Annotated in this window: 23 protein-coding genes and 3 tRNA genes; 12 read left to right on the top strand and 14 right to left on the bottom strand. The window is 59.4% G+C overall.

Annotated features, from left to right (window positions below):
* Positions 1-506 precede the first annotated feature (506 nt).
* Positions 507-1658 carry a DUF819 family protein gene (locus THIDRDRAFT_RS21470; protein ID WP_007043029.1) on the top strand — a complete coding sequence of 384 codons (1152 nt, stop codon included), beginning with the start codon at positions 507-509 and terminating at the stop codon, positions 1656-1658.
* A 137-nt stretch (positions 1659-1795) separates the two neighbouring features.
* A complete protein-coding gene (locus THIDRDRAFT_RS25010) occupies positions 1796-2800 on the top strand; it encodes a threonine ammonia-lyase (protein ID WP_007043028.1) in 1005 nt (334 codons plus the stop codon).
* Positions 2801-3051: 251 nt separating this feature from the next.
* Here the strand turns inward: THIDRDRAFT_RS25010 and THIDRDRAFT_RS25935 are convergent, their stop codons facing one another.
* The gene (locus THIDRDRAFT_RS25935; protein ID WP_139058852.1) at positions 3052-4785 is read right to left on the bottom strand and encodes a hypothetical protein; all 1734 of its coding nucleotides are present in this window, start codon (positions 4783-4785) and stop codon (positions 3052-3054) included.
* A 388-nt stretch (positions 4786-5173) separates the two neighbouring features.
* The gene (locus THIDRDRAFT_RS21460) at positions 5174-6238 is read right to left on the bottom strand and encodes an NAD(P)H-dependent flavin oxidoreductase (protein ID WP_007043025.1); all 1065 of its coding nucleotides are present in this window, start codon (positions 6236-6238) and stop codon (positions 5174-5176) included.
* A 90-nt stretch (positions 6239-6328) separates the two neighbouring features.
* On the opposite strand from THIDRDRAFT_RS21460, the gene THIDRDRAFT_RS21455 reads away from it, so the two are divergent.
* The 5 genes from THIDRDRAFT_RS21455 (at position 6329) to THIDRDRAFT_RS21440 (ending at position 10245) form a co-directional block, all read left to right on the top strand.
* Positions 6329-7204 carry a LysR family transcriptional regulator gene (locus THIDRDRAFT_RS21455; RefSeq protein WP_007043024.1) on the top strand — a complete coding sequence of 292 codons (876 nt, stop codon included), beginning with the start codon at positions 6329-6331 and terminating at the stop codon, positions 7202-7204.
* Entirely contained in the window at positions 7201-7791 is a 591-nt protein-coding gene (locus THIDRDRAFT_RS21450) for a YbfB/YjiJ family MFS transporter (protein WP_007043023.1), read from the top strand. Before THIDRDRAFT_RS21455 ends, THIDRDRAFT_RS21450 begins: the two co-directional genes overlap by 4 nt.
* A 25-nt stretch (positions 7792-7816) precedes the next feature.
* A complete protein-coding gene (locus THIDRDRAFT_RS27400; RefSeq protein WP_007043022.1) occupies positions 7817-7936 on the top strand; it encodes a YbfB/YjiJ family MFS transporter in 120 nt (39 codons plus the stop codon).
* 177 nt (positions 7937-8113) lie between these two features.
* Positions 8114-9709, top strand: a complete 1596-nt coding sequence (locus THIDRDRAFT_RS21445) for a serine hydrolase (RefSeq protein WP_007043021.1) — start codon at positions 8114-8116, stop codon at positions 9707-9709.
* Positions 9710-9933: 224 nt separating this feature from the next.
* Complete coding sequence (locus THIDRDRAFT_RS21440) at positions 9934-10245, top strand: YebG family protein (protein WP_007043020.1); 312 nt, start codon at positions 9934-9936, stop codon at positions 10243-10245.
* A 279-nt stretch (positions 10246-10524) separates the two neighbouring features.
* Here THIDRDRAFT_RS21440 and htpX read toward each other — a convergent pair whose 3' ends face one another.
* Complete coding sequence (htpX, locus tag THIDRDRAFT_RS21435) at positions 10525-11412, bottom strand: protease HtpX (RefSeq protein ID WP_007043019.1); 888 nt, start codon at positions 11410-11412, stop codon at positions 10525-10527.
* Between the two features lie 186 nt (positions 11413-11598).
* Between htpX and THIDRDRAFT_RS21430 the strand changes: the two genes are divergently transcribed.
* Together THIDRDRAFT_RS21430 and THIDRDRAFT_RS21425 are read left to right on the top strand one after the other, a co-directional pair.
* Positions 11599-11674: transfer RNA gene (locus tag THIDRDRAFT_RS21430), tRNA-Ala, on the top strand.
* Positions 11675-11730: 56 nt separating this feature from the next.
* Positions 11731-11806, top strand: a tRNA-Glu gene (locus THIDRDRAFT_RS21425).
* A gap of 98 nt (positions 11807-11904) precedes the next feature.
* On the opposite strand, the gene THIDRDRAFT_RS21420 is transcribed toward THIDRDRAFT_RS21425, so the two are convergent.
* Positions 11905-12612 (bottom strand): hypothetical protein, encoded by a 708-nt coding sequence (locus THIDRDRAFT_RS21420; protein ID WP_007043018.1) that lies wholly within the window; start codon positions 12610-12612, stop codon positions 11905-11907.
* A gap of 108 nt (positions 12613-12720) precedes the next feature.
* Between THIDRDRAFT_RS21420 and THIDRDRAFT_RS21415 the strand changes: the two genes are divergently transcribed.
* Positions 12721-13167, top strand: coding sequence for an OmpA family protein (locus THIDRDRAFT_RS21415; protein WP_007043017.1), 447 nt, complete (start codon positions 12721-12723; stop codon positions 13165-13167).
* 67 nt (positions 13168-13234) lie between these two features.
* On the opposite strand, the gene THIDRDRAFT_RS21410 is transcribed toward THIDRDRAFT_RS21415, so the two are convergent.
* The 5 genes from THIDRDRAFT_RS21410 to THIDRDRAFT_RS26940 form a co-directional block, all read right to left on the bottom strand.
* Positions 13235-14620 (bottom strand): ribonucleotide-diphosphate reductase subunit beta, encoded by a 1386-nt coding sequence (locus tag THIDRDRAFT_RS21410; RefSeq protein ID WP_007043016.1) that lies wholly within the window; start codon positions 14618-14620, stop codon positions 13235-13237.
* A gap of 185 nt (positions 14621-14805) precedes the next feature.
* A complete protein-coding gene (locus tag THIDRDRAFT_RS21405) occupies positions 14806-15267 on the bottom strand; it encodes a hypothetical protein (RefSeq protein ID WP_007043015.1) in 462 nt (153 codons plus the stop codon).
* A gap of 214 nt (positions 15268-15481) precedes the next feature.
* Positions 15482-17209: a potassium/proton antiporter gene (locus THIDRDRAFT_RS21400; protein ID WP_007043014.1), complete on the bottom strand. Its 1728-nt coding sequence runs from the start codon at positions 17207-17209 to the stop codon at positions 15482-15484.
* A 102-nt stretch (positions 17210-17311) separates the two neighbouring features.
* Entirely contained in the window at positions 17312-17626 is a 315-nt protein-coding gene (gene ppnP / locus THIDRDRAFT_RS21395) for a pyrimidine/purine nucleoside phosphorylase (protein WP_007043013.1), read from the bottom strand.
* Positions 17627-17706: 80 nt separating this feature from the next.
* Positions 17707-18174, bottom strand: a complete 468-nt coding sequence (locus THIDRDRAFT_RS26940) for a YMGG-like glycine zipper-containing protein (protein WP_245535911.1) — start codon at positions 18172-18174, stop codon at positions 17707-17709.
* 123 nt (positions 18175-18297) lie between these two features.
* Here THIDRDRAFT_RS26940 and hcp point away from each other — a divergent pair, with 123 nt between their 5' ends.
* Positions 18298-19587 carry a hydroxylamine reductase gene (gene hcp / locus THIDRDRAFT_RS21385; RefSeq protein ID WP_007043011.1) on the top strand — a complete coding sequence of 430 codons (1290 nt, stop codon included), beginning with the start codon at positions 18298-18300 and terminating at the stop codon, positions 19585-19587.
* Between the two features lie 28 nt (positions 19588-19615).
* Here the strand turns inward: hcp and ruvB are convergent, their stop codons facing one another.
* Both ruvB and THIDRDRAFT_RS21375 read right to left on the bottom strand, forming a co-directional pair.
* Entirely contained in the window at positions 19616-20668 is a 1053-nt protein-coding gene (gene ruvB / locus THIDRDRAFT_RS21380) for a Holliday junction branch migration DNA helicase RuvB (protein WP_007043010.1), read from the bottom strand.
* Between the two features lie 102 nt (positions 20669-20770).
* Positions 20771-22261, bottom strand: coding sequence for an FAD-linked oxidase C-terminal domain-containing protein (locus tag THIDRDRAFT_RS21375; protein WP_007043009.1), 1491 nt, complete (start codon positions 22259-22261; stop codon positions 20771-20773).
* A 138-nt stretch (positions 22262-22399) separates the two neighbouring features.
* Between THIDRDRAFT_RS21375 and THIDRDRAFT_RS21370 the strand changes: the two genes are divergently transcribed.
* Positions 22400-22475 (top strand) — tRNA-Thr (locus THIDRDRAFT_RS21370).
* Between the two features lie 519 nt (positions 22476-22994).
* Here THIDRDRAFT_RS21370 and THIDRDRAFT_RS21365 read toward each other — a convergent pair.
* The 3 genes from THIDRDRAFT_RS21365 to THIDRDRAFT_RS26565 all read right to left on the bottom strand — a co-directional run.
* Complete coding sequence (locus THIDRDRAFT_RS21365) at positions 22995-24248, bottom strand: IS256 family transposase (protein ID WP_007043008.1); 1254 nt, start codon at positions 24246-24248, stop codon at positions 22995-22997.
* 161 nt (positions 24249-24409) lie between these two features.
* Positions 24410-24838: an IS200/IS605 family transposase gene (gene tnpA / locus THIDRDRAFT_RS21360; RefSeq protein WP_007043007.1), complete on the bottom strand. Its 429-nt coding sequence runs from the start codon at positions 24836-24838 to the stop codon at positions 24410-24412.
* Positions 24839-24934: 96 nt separating this feature from the next.
* Positions 24935-25151 (bottom strand): hypothetical protein (locus THIDRDRAFT_RS26565; protein WP_040845726.1); only part of this gene is annotated, 217 nt, incomplete at its 5' end.

The raw sequence follows: 25151 nt of genomic DNA, 5'->3' as shown, positions 1-25151 counted from the left end.
AACCACCGCAGGCTGGACATCGGCGCATGCCTCGGCGTGAAGCACATCGGAAAGCCGTGTACGGGAAAACCGTATGCACGGATTGATGAGGGAGGGCTGGTCTCCTGTGCCTATGATTCGGCTAGTGAGGCACCGCCAAACGAAAGGGGCGGCAACAGATAGGCCGGGTCTACGGGTGCGGGATGCCTGCTCTCTACTCTACCTACTATGCTCGTATGCTCGTATCAGCCGAGTCCGAAATCGAGTTGAGCTGCCACGGGAGTCGCAGGGGCTTATAAGACCGCTTGAGGGCCAGGGACAACAGAACCCAGCCCGAGAAAAGGAGCCCTACTTTGGGCGTATAGCGACCCTGTGTGTTGGTGCAATGAATGCCCATCGAAGGACGGGGTCGAGCACATCCAGTGCAACGGCCGTTCGGCCGCGCCATCGTCCGATCGGTGCTCGCGTCAAAACCCTTCGCCTGGAGGGTATAATCCGGCTCCGGTTCCTCTCCGGAGAGATATGCGATGTCGGTCTCGCTCGTTCCCGCAGATTCGGTCTTTGGCATCATCGCCGTCCTGGCCCTCGTCGGCGCACTCGCGATTTGGCTGGAGCACAAGGGCATCGGGCGGCGGATATCGAGCGTCGTCATGGGGATCCTCGGCGGTATGCTGTGCTCCAACCTGGGTATCCTGCCGTTCAGTTCCCCGGTGTACGACTTCATCTGGAGTCAGGCTCTGCCGTTTGGTTTGGTTCTGCTCCTGCTGCATGCCGATCTGCGACGCATCTTCCGGGAAACCGGGCGTCTGATGCTGGCCTTTTCGATCGGTGCCTTCGGGACGGTGCTCGGCGCGCTCGCGACCTACGCGCTCTTCTCCTCGGTTCCGCATGCGGCCGAGTTGACCGGGACCTTCGCCGCCAGCTACATCGGCGGGTCGATCAACTTCCTCGCCACCTCTCAGGCCCTGGGTCTGGACGCCTTTCCGAGCATCCAGGCGGGTGCCATGGCGGCGGACAATCTGGTGATGGCGGCCTATTTTGCGCTGCTGTTCTCGTTGCCCGAGATGCCATTCCTGCAGCGCCTCTATGCCCGCCGAGCCCTAGCGCGCGAGACCACGCCACGCGGAGAGCACCCGGCGGTCGTGGAGGCGGAGGGGAGCCTGCGCGCATTCGATGTGCTGACGACCCTGGGCGTCGCGGCGGCCATCTGTTTCGTCGGCGACTGGGTGGCCGGCTTCACCGCGTTCGCCGGGGCGGGCATCCTCTGGACCTCAGCATTGGCCGTCGCGGTCGCGACGTTCGCGAGCCGTCCGATCGCGTCGATCCGAGGTATCCAGTCCCTTGGTCTGGGGCTGATGCAGATCTTTTTTGTCGTCATCGGCGCGGCCGCCAGTGTGCCGGCCGTGATCGAGATCGGTCCGGTTGTCGTGCTGTTCCTGAGCGTCCTCATCGCCGTCCATCTGGTCTTCCTGCTGATCGGCGGCTGGATCGCGCGGCTCGACCTGCGAGAGATCGCCGTCGCCTCCAACACCAACTGCGGCGGTCCCACCACGGCGGCGGCCATGGCGCTGTCGAAGCGCTGGGACGAACTGGTCATCCCCGTCATCCTCTGCGGCGTGTTCGGCTACGCCATCGCCAATTTCATTGGGATTGGATTAGGGAACTGGCTGCGCGGTTGATTGAGTCGACCCGATCGCGCGCTGGGGGACTGCTGGGGGACTGCGCTGGGGGACTGCGGGGTCAGGTCTTGTTTTTTGCGTAATAAGCAAGGCCTGATCCTACTATGCTTTAGATTTCAAAATAGAGACTAATAACAATGATTGACCATAAAAAATATCCGATCTCCTACGCAGAGGTTCTCAAAGCCCGAGCTGTGGTATCTGGCCACCTGACACCAACATGCCTTACTCGATATGAGAATCTGTCTTCTTTAATAGATGCCGAGATTTTTGTGAAACATGAAAATCACAATCCCACCGGTTCTTTCAAGGTTCGAGGTGGAATTAACGTCATGCATCATTTAAAGAACACTGGTATAAACGGAGTGATCACATTTTCAACCGGAAATCACGGTCTTTCCATAGCCCAATCCGCAGCATGGCTTGGTGTTGAAGCAACTATTGTTGTTCCGGAGAATAATAATCAGGTAAAAAACAGAAGCATAACATTAACAGGTGCTACTTTGATTGAGGCGGGTAAAACCTTTGAGGAAGCCTCGGCTGTCGTTAATGAACTGTCAGAAAAGGAAAATCTATATTATGTGCATCCCGCTAATGAACCCCACCTGATTAATGGTGTCGGTACAGAGTTCGTCGAAATTATTGAAGCAGTCCCTGATTTGGATGCTGTTATTCTACCGATTGGTGCAGGTAGTGAAGCAGCAGCAGCTTCAATGGTATTGAAAACAATTAATCCAAATATTCAAATATTTGCAGTACAGGCAGAATCCTCCAGTGCCGCATTCAAATCATGGAAAATAGGTGAAATAGTTTCCTCCGCAAATACCACGTTTGCTGGTGGATTTGCTACAGGTATTGCATACGAGGTTCCATTTGAGATATACAAAAATAATATGGAAGACTTTGTTCTTCTCACTGAAGAAGAAATATATGAAGGAATCGCGCTAGCTGGATACTACACGCATAATTTTGTTGAAGGAGCGGGAGCTTCAACAATCATGGCGGCAATAAAATTAAAAGAAAAATTAAAAAGCAAGAAGGTGGTGATTCAGTTTAGTGGATGTAACGCATCACCAGATGAAATCAATAGAGCCTATAGTTCGCGTTTATTCTCGGAAGGATGGAAGGCGAATGAAATCTAAGGGCTGCGGGGGCAGGTCTTGTTTTTTGCGCAATAAGCAAGATCTGACTGTATGCTGCTTAATTGCAAAGTCCGGAGCATTAAATGGCTATACTCGATCCATCGCTACTGAAGCATCGATTTGTGTTCTAACCCATCCGTCGTATGTCGTCTAGGACATTCAGTAAGCTGTCTCCGGAACTCGGTGTCCCCGCAACTCGAAACTCGCTTTATCTTGAGCGATAGATTTATTAGCTTTTCCCGAGTAACCTCTTACTTCAGCTCTTCTTGATCAACCTGATCTGAAAGGTTGTTGATATAGTCGATCAGAGATTCAACCTCTTTGCTGGCGAATTGATTAACAACATCAATCATCTTGTTGACGTCTTCCTTCAGGAAATTAGCAGCCCGCCAGAAATCATCTTTCACCCCTTCATCCAGTTTTTCTGTAGCGCTTAAGAGAGCATTGAGGTCATTGCTTTCGTGAATGACGTTGGTGCGTTCAATAAATCTTTCAAAATGGTCCTCTTTAGGCCCATAATTACTGAGAGCCTTGTCAGTTCGATCGAGTTGCTGTAGTTCATTAACCAACTCATCTCTCTGGTTTGCTTCTAAACTTGAAAGCTTGGTAGCGAGGCTGGCAGCGCGGCGCGGCTCTTCTCGATTTAACCATGCATCTGTTATCAGCAGCTCAATGGTTTGTTTTTGATCTTGCCTTCCCGCTCCTGAATCCTTAAGCTCATAATAAGTCTGTCCATCATCAATACTCTTTTCTCCGAAACGCGATTCAGAAATAAGCAGTCTTGCAGTATTGCTAGAGCGTAATCGTTCTATGATATCCATTGTTTCATGATTACTCTCCAGGTTAACGGGCTGCTCTTTGTCACTTCCAAGTAAGCGCTCCAAGCCTACGGTGGTAATATCAAGATATGCGCGTTGGTTGAGATTATCCAGCTCACTCAGCTCAGACGTCATCTTACTGAGCTGGGTATCGTTGAAATCGTAGTTCTCCATCAATGAGGTAAACTGATTAATCATTTCCTTATTGATAGATTCTGCATTGGCATCGTAATCAAGTCTGGTTCCCTGCCACGTAGTCAGTGGACTGTGATCCAGCACTGGAGGGTTGTTCATTGCAAAAGGGGAAATTGATTGAATAAGACCAGACATGTAGCCAATAACCTTGTCCTGAGTGTCCTCCTTAAAGTCTGACAGTTCTTCCATTAGACGTATTCCTACGTCCGGGTTACTTCCCAATATTTCAAGTAATTGACTTTCTTGGCTATCACTGTATTTGCTCAAATTGTCAAAAATAGAGTTGACCGTCTCCTCTATATTTTCAGAGTCAATAGCATTAATGGCTTTGACGAAATTATGAAGATCATTGGCCGCAGGAGAGCTATTTGGCTGAGTACCATTTGCCAAATACGTTGAGGGGTTCTTAATTAAAGGGACTGGTAAGCTCAGTTGGTTTGTTTTCTCCAAAACTCTGGAAGCCGTCTCGGTGTCCATTTTTTTCAGGCTCTGAATAAAGTTGTTCACCTCAGCTATACCGGGAGCCCTTAAATGGACATACCTACGATCTGTTCCTTGAGTCTGCAAGGCCGCGGCTGTACGAGCCAGATTGCTCAAGTCTTCATCGCTGAGTTGCTCGGCAAATTCGAGGAAATTTTCATCTTCCATCAATCCCATGTCGAGCAGGATTTTTCCCTGATCTTCGGAAAGCCGGTTGAAAATTTTTTCCATTCGACCACCTAGCTCATCATTTTTCATAATGATGATACGATTATTACCTACAAATACCTTCGTCCCAGGTGGATAGACCTCAGAGAATTTCAGGCTACTAACATCTACATCATTCAGATTGCTTAGTGTTTTACTTTGTTTTTCTTGAGGGATGGCGGGTGATTCAGTCGAGAGGGTTTGCTTTGATTCAGAATTTTGATAACCACTACTGGGCGATATATTTGGAATATGTCGTTGATTGGGATCAATGCTTATAGCCATATTAGAACCCCTCCCTTTTGGGTCATTTGGCTCAGTTATAATTTAGACTTCTAAAACTCGACTTTGCCATTTTTGAGTCTTGGCGGGTGTGCTGAGTGATGCCCAGAGCGATAGAGACAGACTCGGATGGGTTGGCGGCAGAGGGGCGCGGGCGATATCGTCTGATGTCGACCAAAACGCCAGATGAGTACACCGATGCGCCTTCTGTCGACCTCGATTGTATCTGTTCTGCAGCCGTTTGCCTGCCTGTTTACGCGTCCGACGTGGCTGCGCGTTCAAGCAAGCGGACGCACGGGGACAGGTCTTGCTAATTTTTACCTCTATTTGAAATGACCTCCCCTTGGCATCGAAAGCAAGTCCACATCATATCGACCACGAATTAAAGGATTCAGCACCTTTCCAGTTCACGAGCCAACATTTCAACAAGCTTTGCGGCTGGTCGTTCCCGTGCTAACGGCGCACCCTGTCCCACCCATTGCGCGGCAAATTCGGTCAGGCCCAGCTTCGCGGCAGCGGCCGCCAATTGTTTTGTTGCGTCATAGGCGAGGGGATAGGCGGCCGGCGCCGGGCTGCCGGCAGCCTCGCCATGCCGCACCAACCGATTGATGAGGCCCCGGGCGGGACGACCGGAAAGCACTCGGGTCAGCCGCGTTGTGGCCGCCCGGGTGCTCTTGAGATTTTGACGATAACTCTCGTTGGCGGAAGACTCGGGGCATAGAACAAACGCGGTGCCCAGCTGCGCGGCCGCCGCGCCCAGGTCAAGCACGGCTCGAATGCCCTGACCATCCATGATCCCGCCTGCGGCAATCACGGGCTGCCGGGTCCTGTGCATCAGCATCCGGACGAGCACGGAGGTGGCGAGCCCTTCATCGTCGGCGTCCGCATCAAAAATACCGCGATGTCCGCCAGCCTCTATCCCCTGCGCCACAATGGCGTCGATGCCGGCCTGCTCAATGAGATCGGCTTCCTGCACATGGGTCGCCGTTGCCATCGTGTAAATGCCAGCCTGACTCAGAGCCCGGACCCGATCGGGCGAAGGCACTCCGAAGTGAAAACTGACCACTGCCGGGCGCTGCTCCAGCAGCATGTGGAATAGGTCGTCGTCATCCAGGAAGGAGGTATAGATCTCGTTGAGTGCCGCCGGAGGTTCAACGCCAGCCTCTGCGAACAATGGGGCTAGATGCTCCAGCCAGGCGGCCTCGCGTTCCGGATCGCGTTGTGCGGGGGCATGGCAAAACACGTTGACGTTGAAGGGACGGTCCGTCAACGCGCGTGTTGCTTCGATTTGCTGACGCCCCTGCTCGGCTGAAACGGCACCGATCCCAATCGATCCAAGTCCGCCAGCGTTGGAGACGGCCGCAGCAAGCTGAGGCGTGGACACCCCGGCCATGGGCGCCTGGACGATCGGGAGGCGGATACCGAGCCTGGCGAGAAATTCCTGATCTATGTTCATGGCTTTTCATTCTGTATTTGAGAATAAGTGTCGTGATATATTCTTCAAAAGAGAATATTTCACAGCAAAGCTTCTCTCAAGAGGAAAAGCATGGATTCCGAATCGCTCCGAATCTTCTGTACCGTGGCCAGCGAATTGAGCATCACCCATGCCGCCACCCGGCTTGGTCGGGCACCGTCCAACGTGACCACCCGCATCCAGCAGTTGGAAGCGGATTTGGGTGCGGACCTGTTCGTGCGGATTGGGAAGCGATTGTCACTGTCCGCTGCGGGCGAGGACTTTCTCGACTATGCGAGTCGCATGATGGCTCTTGAGGAGGAGGCCCGGCATGTTGTCTCCGGTGGAGTACATGGCGGTACCCTGCGTATCGGTAGCATGGAAAGTACAGCCGCGAGCCGGCTGCCATCGGTACTGGCCAGCTACCACGCCGGTTTCCCGGAGACACGCCTGGAGTTGACCACCGGCCCATCGCGGCCGCTGCTTGAAAAGGTGCGTGCCGGCCAGCTCGATTGTGCCTTCATCGCGTTGCCTCCATCCTTCGAGAGCGCTTCGGCGCTGGGCGATCTGGGACTGACATCCCGCCCCCTGTGGCGCGAAAATCTGCAATTGCTGCTGCCCGCTCATGAATCCGGCTGCGATCAGGTTGCCGACATCCAGACGCGCTCACTGGCCGCTTTCCCGCAGGGCTGCACCTATCGCAGCATGGCCGAGAACCTGCTCGGCATTGCCGGTTCGACGACCTGGAGAATCCAGGAAATGGCCTCCTACCATGCGATGACGGCTTGTGTTGCGGCAGGGTCGAGCGTGGCGCTGCTGCCTGCGAGCGTGCTGAAGCTGACGAGCACGCCGCCCGACTGCAAAGCGTTGCCGGCAGGCCAGTCCGACACGCTGCTGGTTTGGCGCGAGGGCTATAAGGTGCCCGCGTTTCAGCATCTGATGCGGCAACTGGACGGTGCGCAGTCATGAGCACCTCGTCCGCCGCCCGAACGGCCTACCGTGCCGAGTGGCGATCCGCCATCCAGGCTGCCCTGGTGCTGACCATTGGCATGGGCTTTGGCCGCTTTGCCTTCACCGCCATTTACCCGCACATGGTGAACGAAGGGGTGCTCAGCCTGCGCGGCGGCAGTCTGGCTGCCTCCGCCAATTACGCCGGCTATCTGGTGGGAGCCCTGTTCGCCGTTCGTCTACGCGCCCACACGGCCCACTGGTTTTGCCAGTTGTCGATTCTGGGTACCGCCCTCTGTCTGGCGGTGCTCGCGCTGTTGACGTCTACCTGGACGATTGTGGCGGTACGTGGCATCGCGGGGCTGTTCAGCGCGTTGTCCATGGTCGCCGCCTCCCTGTGGCTGCTGGAACATCGCGGTCATTCGTGGGGTGCGCCGCTGCTGTATGCGGGCGTGGGCGTCGGGATTGCCGTGTCAGCGGAATTGCTGGTACTTGCGGAAGCGATCGGTCTGGATAGCGCCGGAATGTGGCTGATGCTCGGCATCGCGACGCTGATGATCGGCCTGATGGCTGCACCCGCCTTCCTTCCTGACAGGCGATCGCGGTGAGGTTGCGGTCGAGAGCGTGCGTGAAATGGTACCTTCGAATGCCGATACAGCCATCGTTACAGCCTGGCCGCTCGTCCTGATTTATGGCCTCGCCGGCCTGGGCTACATCGTCACCGCCACCTATCTCCCGACGCTGGTCATATAGGCGGTCCCGCAAGACAGGTTCCATCAAAAATCGCATTCCTCCTAGAGTGTGCACGGGGGGGCAGAAACATCGGTTGCCTGATATTGATTCCCCCTGAGTTGGGCGCAACCTTGTCCCCTTGGTGCGGTCGTGCGGATGCGCCGATGGTTTGACAATACGATAGGGGGAGTTATGGGGATGTGGGTGAGTGATGTCGCGAATTCGGCGAGACGCGCCTGTGCGGTGCTTTTGATCTCGACCGTTGGTGTGTCGCCGGTCGGCGCGGAGGACCTTACGGAGGATCGGATCGGTAGTGCGATCCAGGCGTTGGATCGCATGGCGCCGGAGTTGTTGCAGCGCTCCGGTGTGCCAGGCATGGCGATCGCCGTGATCTCTGGTGACCGGGTCCGCTACCAGCGCGGCTTCGGTGTCCGTGCGCTTGGCGGCGGCGAGCCGGTCGATACGGAGACGGTTTTCCAGCTCGCCTCCGTCTCGAAGCCGCTGGCGGCCACTGTCGTTGCCGGACTTGTTGGGGATGGTCTCGTCGCCTGGGAGACGCCTGTCTTTCGTTTTCTGCCGAGCTTCGTCTTGTCCGACCCCTGGGTCACGCAAACCGTGACCATCGCCGATCTGCTCTCGCATCGCAGCGGGTTGCCCGATCACGCGGGGGATCTGCTGGAGGATCTGGGCTTCGATCGGGACGAGATCCTGAAACGTTTGCGGTGCGCGCCGCTATCTCCATTCCGCATCACCAATGCCTACACCAATTTCGGCTTCACGGCCGGTGTCCTGGCCGGAGCCTCGGCCGCCGGAATGGACTGGCCCGATGTCGCCGAGCAGCGGCTGTTCGCGCCGCTCGGTATGTACCAGAGCAGCTTCCGCTATGCGGACTATCTGAGCCGGACCAACCGCGCCGTTGCTCACGCCTATGTGGACGGGGTTTACCAGCCGCTCTATGAGCGCGATGCCGATGCCCAGTCGCCGGCGGGCGGGGCGAGCACCAGTGTGAGCGATCTGGCGAAGTGGGCACAGCTCGCGCTCGACGAGGGCCGTTATGAGGGTGAGCAGGTGGTCCAGTCCGCCGCACTGTTGCAGACGCAGTTGCCGCAATCGATCAGCAATCCGGCACCCACGGCGGGCGGACGCTCCGGGTTCTACGGCTTGGGTTGGAACGTCAGCTACGATGATGCCGGTCGTACCAAGCTCAGCCACTCCGGGGCCTTCATTCTCGGGGTCGCCACGAGCGTGACCCTCTATCCGGAGCTCGACCTCGGCATTCTGGTCCTGACCAATGGCGCGCCCTATGGACTTGCGGAAGCGACGTCGCAGACCTTTTTCGATCTGGTGCTCGACGGTGCCGTGCAGGAGGACTGGCTGAGCCTCTATTTCGGTCTCTTCTCCGAGCTCTGGGCCGAGGAGCGCGACTTCATGCGCGATTACAGCGTGCCGCCCGCGAGTCCCGAGCCGTCACTGGCGCAATCGGCCTATCTGGGTAGCTATTACAGTCCCTATTACGGTCCGTTGCGGGTGAACGCGGGCTCGACTGGGATGTCGATCAGCTTGGGGCCGCAGTCTATGACCTTCCCTTTGAAGCATTGGGACGGCAATCTCTTCGTGTTCGAGACGACTGGAGAGAATGCGCTTGGCCTCAGCGGCGCCGAGTTCGTGATCGGCCCGAGCGGCAGCGCCGACAGCCTCATCCTGGAGCGCTACAACAAGACCGGACTGGGCACCTTTAAACGGCGGCCTGACCCGCAACAATCCTGCGCATCCTTGGGGCAATGCGCCGAGTAGATGAAGTGGGGTGCCACAGGGATGTGGTAACCGTTCGGGGACCTGGACGTTGCGGTCATGTGTGAGGTTTGGTGTGGCCGCGTTGCCGCTCCTCGCCGTGGGGGCCGCCACGACGCGTTTCGGCGCCTTGCCCTGACGGACGCTGGACATACTCCGATACCGGAAATCCCACGCACGACGGGTATACTTGTGATCCAGATCTTACCTGTGGGGACACAACGACCATGATCGAGATCGAGTACATCGTTAGAGACAGCAAGGGAGTGGAGCGTTTGCGCACGACCGACAAGAAGGAGGCCGACGCCTACGATCGTATCTTGGAGAACGCCGAGCGTTTGGCCGATCTGCTGCGCGCGGATCAGGTTCTGCCCAACCTGCCAGAGACCGATCTGGAGGAATTGACCATCTACCTCGCTCGCAACGCCCGTGATGTCGAGCGCGTGCTTAAGGGCAAGGCACTGGAGCGCGGGGCGTCCGCCGCCTCCGCGTCCTCCGAGACTCCGGACAAGGTGACTCCGCTCAAGGCGGCTGGATGAGCCATGTGGTTCTGATTGCGCCGTTTTGCGGCAAGGGTGGGGCGATCGAAGCCTGATGAAGAGGGGATGACGCAGGGTTTTACGTCATCCAAGCGTGCGAAGGTCGCTTCACCAGAGTCCTTGCTTCTTGGTGGCCACCTTCACGTCCGGGCCTTCCTTGGCCCCTTCGAGTATTCCTCCTTCGAGGGTCTGGATGTGCTCCTGTTGCGGGAGCCTCCGCGTTCTCGCCTCCAAGCGGGCTGACGGTCTATGTCGCCCTACGAAGACTAAGGCCAGACCTCAATATTGCGTCTGCTCCAGCGCCGCGATGCGTTTTTCGAGCGGAGGGTGGCTGCGAAAGAGGGCCATCAGGCCCTCGCCGATTTTTCCCGAGATGCCGAATGCGGCGAATTCGCCTGCGGGCAGGTCCTGTGGCTCGTGGCCCCGCTGGAGTGCGCGTAAGGCATTCGCCATTTGATGCCGGCTGGTCAGGCTGGCTCCGCCAGCATCGGCCCGGTATTCGCGGAAGCGCGAGAACCACATGACGATCATGGTCGCGAGCACCGAGAGCATGATTTCGGCGGCGATCGAGGTGATGTAGTAACCCGCCCCATGACCTTCCTCGTTTTTGAGGATGACGCGGTCGACGAAGTACCCGACGATGCGCGCCAGGAAGACGACGAAGGTGTTCACGACGCCCTGAATCAGCGCCAGGGTCACCATATCGCCGTTGGCGACATGGCTGATCTCGTGTCCGATGACGGCCTCGACCTCATCCTGGCTCATGTGCTGAAGCAGTCCTGTGCTGACGGCGACCAGCGCATCGTTGCGGTTCCATCCGGTGGCGAAGGCGTTCGGTTCGGGCGAGTTGAAGATGCCGACCTCTGGCATGCGAATGCCAGCCTGGCCCGATTGGTTGGCGACGGTGTTCAGCAGCCATTGCTCGAACGGGTTGGTCGGCTGGTCGATGATCTGAACGCCCATGCCATGTTTGGCCATGGTCTTGGAAAGGAACAGCGAGATCAGCGACCCACTGAAACCCACGATGGCGGCCATGATCAAGAGCGAGGTCATGTCGATGCCGCCGTTTTGCAGCAGCGCGCCGTCGAGGCCGAGCAGGCGGAAAACGACGCTGATGACGACCAGGATCGCCGCGTTTGTCAATATAAACAATATGATGCGCATCATGAATCAAAAACTCCAGACAAAGTAAAAAGTATGTATAATAAGCGTCCCTTGAGTGGGGCAAGAGTCCTTTAGCTGCCGCTAAATGCGCAGCAGAAAATATGGGGCTCAAGCCGACGCGACAAGTGGTGAAAATAAAAGTTTGACAAGATCGTCTTTCACCATTAGTATTTCGCGTCTCAGAGCACTGGGGCCATAGCTCAGCTGGGAGAGCGCAACACTGGCAGTGTTGAGGTCGGCGGTTCGATCCCGCCTGGCTCCACCAAACAAAACAATCCGACTATTTAGGTCATGGGTCGGATTGATCAGGATTAAGTTCCTGTCCCCATCGTCTAGTGGCCTAGGACACCGCCCTTTCACGGCGGTAACCGGGGTTCGAACCCCCGTGGGGACGCCAATCCGAAAGGGGCTCAGCGAAAGCTGAGCCCCTTTTTCTTTGCGCGCGATATTGCGCTTCCTCCTTGTTTTGTGCCGTATTCCGGTATCTGTCGACGTTTACTCGGTTTTGGGGCACAGCTCCGCGACGGTGCGCGGGTAGGGATTGTCGCGATCGAGCGGTGCCTCCCAGGGTTTGTGGGCGGCACTCCAGTCGGAGATGGGGGACACGAATGGCAGGTGTCCGTTCGGTCGGAACCAGGAGTCCACCGCCCAGCGGTGGCCTGAGTCCGCGTCGATGAGGGTGGCGGTCCAGTGGACGTCTTTGGTGAAGAGATCGCGTACTTCGGGTGCGCCGACCGTCCATCCTGGCAGTGCGCCAAGCTCGGCTAGGACCTTGAGGTAACTCGTCGTGTTGGCGGCGTTATCGACGCAGTCCGTTCGGCCTGCGACCTCCGCATCTTGATCGTTCAATCCTCGGTCGTTGGCGAGCACCGGAATGCGTTGCTGTGCCAGCACTTCCATCTGCCAGACGCCAATACGCGCTCGCTGCAATCGGTCATGGAGCCCGTCGTTTCGACAGAGGTCCATGGCTGCCCTGACGCGTGCGAGTTCGGTCGCATCGAATGTCACCTGTTTGCGATTGGCACATGACCAGTCGTAGCAGACCGAGAGGGTTGCGCCCGTTTCGGTGAGGGCATAGTCCGCAGCGGGTGGCGAGGTGATCAGTGTTTCCGTGTCCATTGTTCGGTCGGCCGCCATGCCGCTCGATGACGCAGCGGCGACGATGAGTCCGATCAAGTGCTGGCGGGGTTGAGATAGGTTCATGTTTTATCGAGTTGACTCGCTTGCCGAGGCCGATTCTAATGAACCGGCGTCGTCAAATCCGTGTACTTACTGCTTGCGGGTTTGTACACGATAATCGGAGAAGACAAAATGAGAAAAACGTCCGTCCGCTTTGCGCTCGCTATGGGGTTCGTTTCCGCATTCACCTTGGCTGGTTGTTCGTCTGTCCCCAAGAATTCGCCTCCTCCTCCGGCTCCCGTGCCGACCTTCACGCTCGAAGGGGTCAATTTCGCTAATGACTCGGACCGTCTCAGTGCGAGCGCGGATTCCACGCTCACTCAGGCGGCCGATGCCCTCAAGCAGATGCCCGAACAGCCTTACGAGGTTGCTGGATATACCGACAGCAACGCGAGCGACGCCTACAACCAGGATCTGTCTGAGCGTCGCGCCATGCGCGTTCGCAGTCGTTTGATCGATCTGGGTGTGCCTGGCAGCCAGCTGACCGCCAAGGGCTACGGGGAGTCCCAGCCCGTCGCGGATAACGCCACCGCCTCGGGCCGCGCCGCGAATCGTCGTGTTGAGATCCGCCCCTTCTAACGATTGAGTCCGTCCGAATGGATCCGGGGGTGCGCCCTCCGGATCCTTCCCGACCTCGTCTTCCGCGTCAGTCCCAGTTCAGTGCGCCGCCGGTCTGGTATTCGGTGACCCGCGTTTCGAAGAAGTTCTTCTCCTTTTTGAGATCGAGCACCTCGGACATCCAGGGGAAGGGGTTCGTTGCGCCTGCGTATTGCTCGGGAAGGCCGATCTGGGCGCAGCGGCGATTGGCGATGAAGTGCAGATATTCCTTGAACATCGACGCATTCAGCCCGAGTACGCCGCGCGGCATGGTGTCGTGGGCGTATTGGGCTTCGAGTTCGACCGCTTCGCGGATCATGTGCACCAGATCCTGTTTGAAATCGGGCGTCCAGAGGTGCGGATTCTCGATCTTGATCTGGTTGATGACGTCGATGCCGAAGTTCATGTGCATCGATTCGTCGCGCAGGATGTACTGGAACTGCTCCGCCGTGCCGGTCATCTTGTTGCGTCGACCCATGCTGAGGATCTGCACGAATCCGACGTAGAAAAAGATCCCCTCGAAGACGACATAGAAGGCGACCAGTTCGCGTAGCAACCGCTGGTCGCTCTCTGGCGTGCCCGTGTGGAAGTGCGGGTCCGCGAGGTGGCGCGTGAAGGGCAGGGCCCATTCGGCCTTGCGGGCCACGGCCGGCAGTTCGCGGTACATGTTGAAGATCTCACCCTCGTCGAGCCCCAGGCTTTCCACTACGTACTGATAGGCATGGGTGTGGAGCGCTTCCTCGAACGCCTGGCGCAGCAGGTACTGACGGCATTCGGGGTTGGTGATGTGACGATAGACGGCCAGCACCAGATTGTTGGCGACCAGAGAGTCGGCGGTCGAGAAGAAGCCGAGATTGCGCTTGATGATAGTGCGCTCGTCCTCGGTCAGGCCGTTGGGATCCTTCCAGAGCGCGATGTCCGCGTTCATGTTGATTTCCTGCGGCATCCAGTGGTTGGCGCAGGCGTCCAGATATTTTTGCCAGGCCCAGTCGTACTTGAAGGGAACCAGCTGGTTGAGATCGGCGTGACAGTTGATGATGCGTTTGTCGTCGACACGCACGCGTCCCGCACCCATCTCCAGCGACTCCAGTCCGGTTGCGCCGCCAGGGGTCCGTGCGAGCGCTTCGTCGGTTTCGGTTGCTGCCCGGTTTGCCAGGGGGAGTGTGTCCTGGATCTCCAGTTCCGGTTCGCGGGTGTTTTCCGCGAGAAACGGGTCGGCTGCGACAACCGGTGCCGCGCCTGCCGTGGTCATGAGGGCGTGATTGGCGACCAGGCCCTGGCCGGGGCGCACCTGTCCCGTCGTGTGCTGGGCGCGGACGCGTGGCGGCACGGCGCTGGTCGAGGTCGCGGGCTGGGCCTCCCGGGGTTGGGCGCTCTGTGCAGGCTGAGGGGCGGTGGGTTTTGAGGTGGAAAGCGGGTCGTCCCAATTCAGCATGGTCATCTGTCCTCGGCTGAGCGTTGAATCTGGCCCGGCGCATGGATTGCGGGCGCTAGAGAGGGTGGCCCGACGTGGGTCGGGCGATGTCCAAACGTTAAAGGGATTCGGCAGGGATGTCCAGCGCAGATACTAGATATTGTGTTTTGCGTTTTTCTGTCGCGCAGTATGTGGTTTTAGCGGTTTCAGGCGAGACCGGCTTCTTCTACCCATAAGCTGTGGGTTTTCGGCCAGTCGGTCGGCGGGTGCGGCATCTGGGAGTCGGCATTGGTCGCAGCGGGGCCTGTGATGGCCGTCTCTGGAAGATAATGCGCGATCAATCGATACAGCGCGGCGGCGGCGGACTTGGCCTGGTCGACGCGCAGATGATCGAAGCAGATCATGGTCGGCTTGATCCGCAGGTAGGATTCCGGCTGTGCGAATTGCTCGAAGATGGCCCGGGCGTCGCGTTCGAGGGCGATGAAGTTCCGCCTCAATCGGGCGTCGCAGCAGGGCGGGAGGGTGATGTAATCCCACAGCACGTCGGCAGAGCGCTCGCCACTGCGCACGACGACATAAGGCGTTTGAGTCTCGCGGCAGCTATGGAACCAGTCGCTGTCGGTGAAGGTGTCTTTGGCGTCGACCAGGTCGAAAGGGGCGTCAGACATGGGGCTCTCGCTGTAATCCGGGTGATGCGTGAAGGTTGATCCTGATTAGACCCGGCGCTCGCCACGGAGCGCCGGGTCGGTACGACCGCGAACGGATCGCGGAATCGATCAGCGCTTGCTGCTTTGCTGATAAGAAGAGGATCGACTCATTCGGTACGCATGTCGATTCTGGTTCTCCCCAGGTTGAGCGAATTTTTTGGGTTTCGGGGTCGGCTTAGGCCGCGCCCGGAAGCTTGAGTCCAACCTTGACGATGTGGTCGTCCTCGACCTCGCGCACGACCAGTTCCAGATGTCCGACCTGTAGTCGATCGCCGACCACTGGATGGGCCGAGAGCGTTTGGCGGATGAGTGTGTCGAGCGTGATCTCGGGGTCGTGGTGTTCAACCTGGATTCCATAGGCGGTGCAGAGATCGCCAAGTCGAGCCGAGCCGTTGAGAACGAACGCGCCGAAGAAGGCCTGATCGCTCAGATGGGGCGATTCGGTGGGGGCGACGAACAGGCGGTCCAATTCGGCCAGATCCTTGGGGTCCGCCATGAGGTAGAGATAGTCGCCGGCTTGGGGATCGAATGGCTCCAGAGCGTCGAGCAGATGGTGGTCGCGCAGCAGGGCCACGATCCTGGCCCCTTTGGGAAGGTTGAGGAGCGCGGGGCGCCTGTCCACCAGGATGGGCGCGTTCTGGGCGAGCTGGTAGCCGACGAGCTCCAGTTCCTGCTGTCCTGGAATGTCCAGCTCGACACGCTGCACCAGATGGGTCGTGGGGGGGACTTCCAGTCCCAGCCAGCGCGCCAGCAAGCCGACAGTCCAGCCTTGGAGGACCAGCGAAACCAGCACCACGAAGAAGACGACGTTGAAGTACATCTGGGCATGCGGAAGACCGGCCAGCAGCGGAAAGAGCGCGAGAACGATGGGGACGGCCCCGCGCAGTCCGACCCAGCCGATGAAGACCTGCTCGCGCCAGGGAAAGCGGAACGGCAGCAGGCAGATGAGTACGGCGAGCGGTCGGGCCAGAAAGATGAGCACCCCGGCGAAGAGGAGCGCTGCGGGTGCGACCGGCAGCAGTTCCGAGGGCGTGACCAGCAGACCCAGCATGAGGAACATGGCGATCTGGGCCAGCCGCGCGATGCCGTCGTGGAAGCGCTTCACTTCGAGTCTGAACTGGAGCGGCCGATTGCCGATGACCAATCCGGCAAGATAGATGGCGAGGAATCCGCTGCCGCCGGCAGCCGTGGTCGTTGCAAAGAGGCTGAGTCCGCCGGCCATGGCGGCGAGCGGGTAGAGTCCGGGCATCATCTTCAGTCGGTTGATGAGCCAGACCAGGGTGAATCCGCCAGCGAGTCCGAGGCCGGCGCCGAGCCCCATCTGACGCAGGAACTCGGTCAGCATGACCAGGCCAGGGTTCTGATTGTCGCTGAGAAGGATTTCGATCATGGCGATCGTCAGGAAGACCGCCATGGGATCGTTGCTGCCCGATTCGATCTCTAGTGTGGCACCGATGCGTTGTTTCAGCTCCAACCCCTGCGAGCGCAACACCGAGAAGACTGCTGCGGCGTCGGTGGATCCGACGATTGCGCCCAGTAGCAACCCCTCGAACGGTGGCAGGTCCAGTATCCAGGCGGCGCTCAGTCCCGTCATCACCGAGGTGATGAGCACCCCGATCGTCGCCAGGCCGGCTGCCGGTTTGAGTCCGACACGGAAATTTTTGTAGGGCGTCGCCAAACCGCCGTCGAAAAGGATGATGGCGAGGGCGAGATTGCCGAGCAGATGCGAGAGTTGAACGTCGTCGAAGGCGATTCCGCCCGGTCCGTCCTCGCCCAGCAGCATGCCCATGACCAGAAAGACCAGGAGCAATGGCGCCCCAAGTCGGCTGGTGAGGACGGAGGTCAAGACGCTGACGAAGAGCGCGACAGAGGCGATCAGGATGATCTGATTGGTGAGTTCCATACCTTGGGAGAGCAGACGCGCCGCGTGTGACTTGGGTCGGAAAGGCCTTCAGTTACCTCAGCGGGCGTCGCGCGCTCGAGGCGTTTCGGTTTGAGAAACCTGCTAAGGAAGGTATGAGCAGCAATAGTCGGTGAGTTCGTTGACCTTGACGGTGAAGCTGGAGTCGGCAGGGACCTCGAAGGATTCGCCGCCAAGGATTCGCCGCCAACCGCCGACCCCAGGCAGTTGAACCTCGATATCTCCGGTCAGGATTTCCATCAATTCGGCGGACTGGGTTCCGAACGTGAAGGTGCCCGGCTGCATGATTCCGAGCGACTTGCGGCTGCCATCTTCGAACAAGAGGGTACGGCTGATCACCTTTCCGTCGAAATAGACGTTGGCTTGCTTGATAACGGTGACGTTTTCGAACTGCGACATAGGGTGCTGTCTCGTCAAATCAGTGATGAATGGGGATCCAGTCGCGAATCGGCGCGGCTGGATCCTGGGGGAGTCAGTGCTCAGTAACGCTGGTAGTGATCGTCATAATCGCGATCGCGATCGCGATATCCTCGGTCGTATTCTTCCTGTTTCTTATTTTTATCATAGACATAGCCGCCGAGCGCGCCCGCGCCGGCACCGATCAAGGCGCCTTTGCCGGCATTTCCGCTCAGCGAGCCGATGGCCGCACCGGTGGCGGCGCCAACGGCGGCGCCGCTGCCCGTGCGTGAGCCGGTGGTGGTGCCGCATGCCACGAGCACCAGGGAGGAGGCGAGTGTGAGTGATAGAGCGAGTGTTTTCATGGTCGTGGTTTCCTGATGTTCTCGGCGGCTGGCCGGATGCCTGATCCGCTCAATATGGAGACTCTGATCGAGGTTGGCAATTACCTTCTGTTGAGCATGCCAGGTTGAATCGATCCCCTTGCCACGCGAAAGGCCACTGTCTGGAGTGCCTGTTTTCGGTGGTCTGGGCGATTTGACCTCGGTCAAGGAGCCAGATTCCCGGTCCGACCAGACTTGGCCCCGAGCGCGGCTCCGCGACCGGTCCAAGATCGAACCGCACGAGCGGGTGCCGCCTGGTCTGCCATCCACCATTTTTCGTCCGAGGTCCCAATGTTCTGCAATCAGTGCGAGCAAACCTTCCGTCAGTCGGCTTGCGTCAACTCCCCCGGTGTTTGCGGTAAGGATGCCGACGTCCAGTCGCTCCAGGAAACCCTGCTCTACGGTCTCAAGGGCATGGCCGCCTATGCCCATCACGCGCGCCGGCTCGGCAAGTACGACGAAGGGGTCTCGGCCTTCATCGAAGAGGCCCTGTTCGCGACCATGACCAACGTGAATTTCGACCTCGAAAGTCTGCTCGAACTCTGTCTGAAGTGCGGCGAGATGAACCTGAGGGTCATGGAGCTGCTCGACGAGGGGCATGTCGAGACCTTCGGCAAGCCGTCTCCGACCCAGGTGAAGGAGGGCACCCAAGCCGGTCCGGGCATCCTTGTGACCGGTCACGATCTGCTGGATCTGTGGAATCTGCTCCGGCAGGTGGAGGGGACGGATATTCAGGTCTACACCCACGGCGAGATGTTGCCGGCCCACATGTATCCCAAGCTGCGCGAGCATCCCAACCTGGCCGGACACTACGGCGGTGCCTGGCAGGAACAGAAGAAGGAATTCGCCACCTTCCCGGGGCCGGTGGTCGCCACCACCAACTGCGTGCTGATCCCGCCCGAGAGCTACAAGGGCCGTCTCTTCACCATGCGCGCCACGGCCGTGCCGGGCGGGCCGCGTCTGGACGAGGATTTCTCCGCCGTCATCGAGGAGGCGCGCCGCTGCGAGCCCTGCGAGGAGCGGATCACCGGCGAGTCGACCATCGGTTTCCACCGCAGCGTGCTGTTGGATCATGCCCAGACCATCGTCGACGCGGTCAAGGCCGGCCAGATCAGCCGCTTCTTCGTCATCGGCGGCTGCGACGGGGCCGAGAAGGGACGTAACTATTTCAGCGACTATGCCCAGAGCACGCCGAAGGATTCCTTCATCCTCACCCTGGGCTGCGGCAAGTTCCGCATCCGCGACCATGACTACGGCGAACACCTCGGCTTCCCGCGTCTGATGGACATGGGACAGTGCAACGATGCCTACGGCGCCATCTCGGTCGCTGTCGCGCTGGCCAAGGCGTTCGACTGCGGCGTCAACGATCTGCCACTGACCCTGGTGATCAGCTGGTTCGAGCAGAAGGCCGTCGCCGTCTTTCTGACCCTCTTGAGCCTGGGCGTCAAGGGCATCACCCTCGGTCCCAATCCGCCCGCCTTCGTCACGCCCAACGTCTTCGCGATCCTGCAGGAGCGCTACGACCTCAAGCTGACCGGCGATAATCCCCAGGCGGATCTGCGCTGCGTCGTCGGCGCCTGAGGCTGGAGGCTGGAGGGCGACCCTTTGGTCAGGCGTCCGCGCTGTCGAAGAGGTCGGGGGCGGATGTGGTCGTTCGACCCTTGGGGTCGGGCAACCCGAAATGCCGGTAGGCCGACTGGGTTGCCATGCGGCCGCGCGGGGTGCGCATCAGATAGCCCTGCTGTATGAGGAAGGGCTCCAGCACGTCTTCGATGGTCCCGCGCTCCTCGCCGATCGCCGCAGCCAGGCTCTCCACGCCGACTGGACCGCCATCGAACTTCTCGATCACCGCCTCCAGCAGGCGCCGGTCCATGTGGTCGAATCCCTGCTTGTCGACCTTGAGCATGCTCAGCGCTTGATCCGCCACCTGGACGCTGATGCGTCCGTCGGCGCGCACCTGGGCGAAGTCCCTGACCCGTCGCAGCAGCCGGTTGGCGATGCGGGGCGTGCCGCGCGAGCGTCGCGCGATCTCGGCCGCGCCCTCGGGATCGGTCTCGATACCGAGGATCTCGGCCGAGCGCCGGACGATGTGGGTAAGGTCCTCGGCTGAATAGTATTCCAGCCGCTGGACGATGCCGAAGCGGTCGCGCAGTGGCGAGGTCAGTAGGCCGGCGCGGGTGGTAGCGCCCACCAGGGTGAACTGGGGCAGATCGAGCTTGATCGAGCGCGCGGCCGGACCCTCGCCGATCATGATGTCGAGCTGATAGTCCTCCATCGCCGGATAGAGGACCTCTTCGACCACCGGGCTAAGACGGTGGATCTCGTCGACGAAGAGCACGTCGCCCGGATCTAGATTGGTGAGTAGGGCGGCTAGATCGCCCGGTTTTTCCAGCACGGGTCCCGAGGTTTGGCGCAGATTGACCTGCATCTCGTGGGCGATGATGTGCGAGAGGGTCGTTTTGCCGAGTCCGGGCGGTCCAAAAATGAGGACATGATCGAGCGCTTCGCTGCGCGCCCGGGCGGCGCCGATGAAGATCTCCATCTGCTCGCGCACCGCCGGCTGGCCCACATAGTCGGCCAGTTGGCGCGGGCGGATTGCGCGATCCATCGCCTTGTCGTCCGAGGCCGGCTCGGGGTTGATCAGACGGTCGGGTGTGCTCATCGGACGATGGCCCGCCGCAATGAATGGATACTGAGATGCATGACAAACCCTAGCCTTGCTTTGCGCCCTTCGCGCCTTCTTCTTCGAATCGAAGGACAGTGATCAATGGTGTGCGTGATGAGCCCTCGGGGTCGGCAGCTCACGATACTCGGAGCAGCGACGCGGAGTCGGAATGCCCTTGCCCGGATTCAACAGGCCGTCCGGATCGAAGGCCTCCTTCACCGCATGGAACTGGCGCAGCTCCTCGGGGCTGAACTGGACGCACATCTGATTGATCTTTTCGATCCCGACGCCGTGCTCGCCGGTGATGGTACCACCGACCTCTACGCAGAGTTCCAGGATACGGCCGCCCAACTCCTCGGTGCGCTCCAGCTCGCCGGGTTCGTTGGCATCGAACAGGATCAATGGGTGCATATTGCCGTCGCCGGCATGGAAGACGTTCGCCACCCTGAGCCCATACTCTTTCGACAACTCGGCCGTGCGGCGCAGCACCTCGGGCAGTGCGCGGCGTGGGATGGTGCCGTCCATGCAGTAGTAGTCCGGCGAGATGCGGCCCACCGCCGGAAAGGCCGATTTGCGTCCCTGCCAGAAGCGCAGCCGTTCGGCATCGTCCCGCGAGGTGCGGACCTCGGTTGCGCCGCTCTCCAGCAGCAGGTCGCGGACCTGCATCACCTGCTCGGAGACCTCCTGGTTGGTGCCGTCCAGCTCGCAGATCAGCAGTGCCGCAGCCTCTGTTGGATAGCCGGCATGGACGAAATCCTCGGCGGCCTGGATCGCGGGGCCGTCCATCATCTCCAGTCCGGCCGGAATGATGCCGGCCGCAATGATGTCGCCGACCGCCTGTCCGGCCTTCTCGACGTCATCGTAGGCGGCGAGTAGCGCCTGGGCGCGCTCTGGAACCGGGAGCAGCTTCACCGTCACCTCGACGGTCACGCCCAGCATGCCCTCGGAGCCGATGTAGAGCGCCAGCAGGTCGAAGCCGGGCGAGTCCAGTGCCTCCGAGCCCAGCTCGATCAACTCCCCATCCATGGTCACGAAGGTCACCGACAGAAGATTGTGGACCGTGAGTCCGTATTTGAGGCAATGCACACCGCCGGAATTCTCGGCGATGTTGCCCCCAATGGTGCAGGCGATCTGGCTCGACGGATCGGGGGCGTAATAGAGGCCGTGCGGTTTGGCCGCCTCCGAGATCGCCAGATTGCGCACGCCCGGCTGAACGCGCGCCGTTCTGGCGACCGGATCCAGATCCAGGATGCGGTTGAAGCGGGCGAGACTCAGCAGAAGCCCGTCTCCGAGCGGCAATGCGCCACCCGAAAGCCCCGTACCCGCACCCCGCGCCACCACCGGCACCTTGCGCTCGCTGCACAGCCGCAGGATGCGCTGCACCTCTTCGACCGTGCGCGGAAGCACCACCAGCAGTGGCAACTGGCGATAGGCGGACAGTCCGTCGCACTCGTAGGGTCGGACCTCCTCCTGTTTCTCCAGCACCGATTCGGCTGGCAGGAAGGCACGCAAGGCAGCGACGAGATCGGTCCGCGCCGCCACGATCTGCGGGTCGTCGAACGGGATTCGAGCAGGCTGGATCAGGCTCATGGGTCTTGGTCTCCAGGTGGGAGCGCGCGGTTGCCTCGCCGTCAGAGCGACGTTGAGATAACTTTCGAATTCACTGTATAATCGCCGCCCCGCCATCCCCATTCAAGGGTGGTGTGGCCCTTCCGCAGTGTCGTTTAGGCTGGCGTAGCTCAGTTGGTAGAGCAACTGATTTGTAATCAGTAGGTCATCGGTTCGAATCCGTTCGCCAGCTCCATATTTACGTCGTTTGATCAAGTGGTTGCGATAATATCGCTCTGCTTCTTTGTTGCCCCTCGCTCCCCTGTGCCAGAATTGTGTCACTTGCGGGCACGAACAAAAGCCCCGTTTTGATCCTGGCGGCGTGCTCAGCCAAATGCTCGGGCGCGAGATGGGCATACCTCTCGACCATCAAAAACGACTCCCACCCTCCCAGCTCCTTCAGTACGTTGAGCGGTGTTCCTGACTGGATATGCCAGGATGCCCGTGTGTGGACGTAGATCGTGCCAGCTGAAATCCTCGATTCCGACACGCTTCAGCGCTTTTTGCCTGGCGGCGCTATTGGCCTCGGCAATTGGGATCCAGACCGGTGTCAGGTCCTTCCTCGGCTTGCGGTGTGCGAAAACTCGCTCCGCGTGTCTTCCTTGCCAGCGGCGTAGGACAAATACTGCATCGTTGTTGAGTGGCACGCCGATGGCCTTCTTGGCCTTCGCTTGATCTGCGTGGAGTTAATGTCAAATCTGGTGTATGGCCTCCATCAGGCGGCGATCCGATCTGACTGATCGTTCACTGGCTCTCCATCGCGGAACGGGACGTTATTGACGACCAGTTCCAACTTTCCAAATCCCTTGATGCGTCTCCAGTTCTTCTGCGCCGACTGGAGCAGCTTGAAGACCATCGCCAGCGTGGTCTCGCGTGCCCCGCAGTTGCGGGTGCGGTTGGTGCGCAGGCGCACGGTGGCGAAGGTCGATTCGATCGGGTTGGTCGTGCGAATGTGCACCCAATGCTCGGCCGGATAGTCGTAGAAGGCGAGCAAGGTCTCCCGATCCTTGGCCAGGCAAGCCATGGCCTTCGGATATTTGGCCTCGAAGCGCTTGAGGGCGCGGTCGAATGCCTGGTTGGCCGATGTGCGGGTCTCGGCCATCCAGATCTCCTGCAGGTCGGCCTTGACCTTCGGCTGCACGGACTTGGGCAGCTTGGCGAGCACATTGGCTGTCTTGTGCACCCAGCAGCGCTGGTGGACGGTGTCCGGATAGGCCTTGGCGAGCGCCTTCCAGAATCCCAGCGCCCCGTCGCCCACGGCGAGCTTGGGGCCGCCCGTCAGTCCACGCTCGCGCAGGCTGGTAAGCACTTTGCCCCAACTGGCCTCGGACTCCCGATAGCCATCCTCGACGGCGACCCGTTCCTTGTGGCCATGCTCGGTGACGCCGACGATCACCAGCAGACAGACGCGATCATCTCGGCGCACGTTGCTGTAGACGCCGTCGGCCCACCAATAGACGTAACGCCGATCGCTGAGGTCGCGCTGGCTCCAGCGCCGATGCTCCTCGCTCCACTGCTGCTTGAGACGCACAATGGTGTTGGCCGACAGCCCCTTGGCTCGATCACCGAGCAACGCCGCGAGCGCTTCCTGATAGTCACCAGTCGAGATCCCCTTGAGGTAGAGCCAGGGGATCAGTTCCTCGACACTGCGCGAGCGCTTCAGATACGGCGGCAGCAGGCTCGAGTGGAAGACCGCTCCACCACCACGGCGGTCACGGACCTTCGGCACCTTCACCGCCACGTCTCCCAGGCCCGTCTGCACCGTCCGTTCGGGCAGGTAGCCGTTGCGGACCACCGCTCGGCGCCCATCCTCAAGGCGCTGATCGGCATACCCGGCCAGAAAGCTCGCCAACTCCGCCTCGACGGCCTGAGCGATGAGTTCGCGCGCCCCTTTCCTGAGCAACGCATGCAGCGGGTCGTGCTCCTCGATCTCTGGTTGTGAAAGAACTTCAAGCGTAGACTCGGCCATGGCGTATCCACCTCTGTCGTCTGTGATCTTGGTCGTGACCAGTCGACAGGATACGCCATCCCTCCTCGGGCTCCTGTACACCAGAAATCACAATAACTCTAAAGCCGGTGGGTTTGAGTAACGGACTGAAAGTCCGGATACGCGTCGACTGAACGACGCGTCTACGGCTCCACTCGAAATTCAGCCGCTGGGTCTGGCTCAAAATGATGCTCCAGGTACTGCTTGATCATCTCCTCACTCAGCTCGCCAACGGTGGCGCAAAAGTACCCGCGTGCCCAAAAGTGCCGCCCCCAGTAGCGCATCTTCAGCGCCGGGAATTCCTCGAAGAGCTTGCTGGCTGTTCGCCCCGTGATTCGACGCATGATCTCGCTCGGCGCCATCTCCGGCGGAGCGGAGACGAGAATGTGGATATGGTCCGCACTCACGACCCCTTTGAGGATTCTGATCTCGAACGACTCGCAGGTCTGCCGCACCAATTCGCGAACCCGCTCCCCAACGTCTCCTCTCAGCACTTTGTAGCGATACTTGGTGACCCAGACAAAGTGATACTCAATCCGGAAAACCGTGTGGCTACCGTAGCGATAATCCATCCTCTCTCCGCTCGTTGCTCCAGGGGCCAGGATCAACCGTAGCAGCGAGAGGGCTGAAGATGAAATCTGCCCGCCTGAAAGGCGGGGGTTTGAACCCTAGATATCGAAATCAAAGACGACTGGGCTGTGCTGCCCAAGCGTTGGGTGGTTGAGCGCACCTTCGCCTAGCTGGGTCTGTTTCGGCGTCTGAGCAAGGATGTGGAGATCCTCACCGCCACGGCCGAGAACATGATCCGCATCGCCATGCTGAAGAAAACGCTTGCAAATTGTGTGAAATTTTTTCCAGACAGACTCTAAAGGACAAGATCGGTCA

Source organism: Thiorhodococcus drewsii AZ1 (assembly GCF_000224065.1).
Lineage (GTDB): Bacteria > Pseudomonadota > Gammaproteobacteria > Chromatiales > Chromatiaceae > Imhoffiella > Imhoffiella drewsii.
This window is presented reverse-complemented; position numbering and strand designations above follow the sequence as displayed.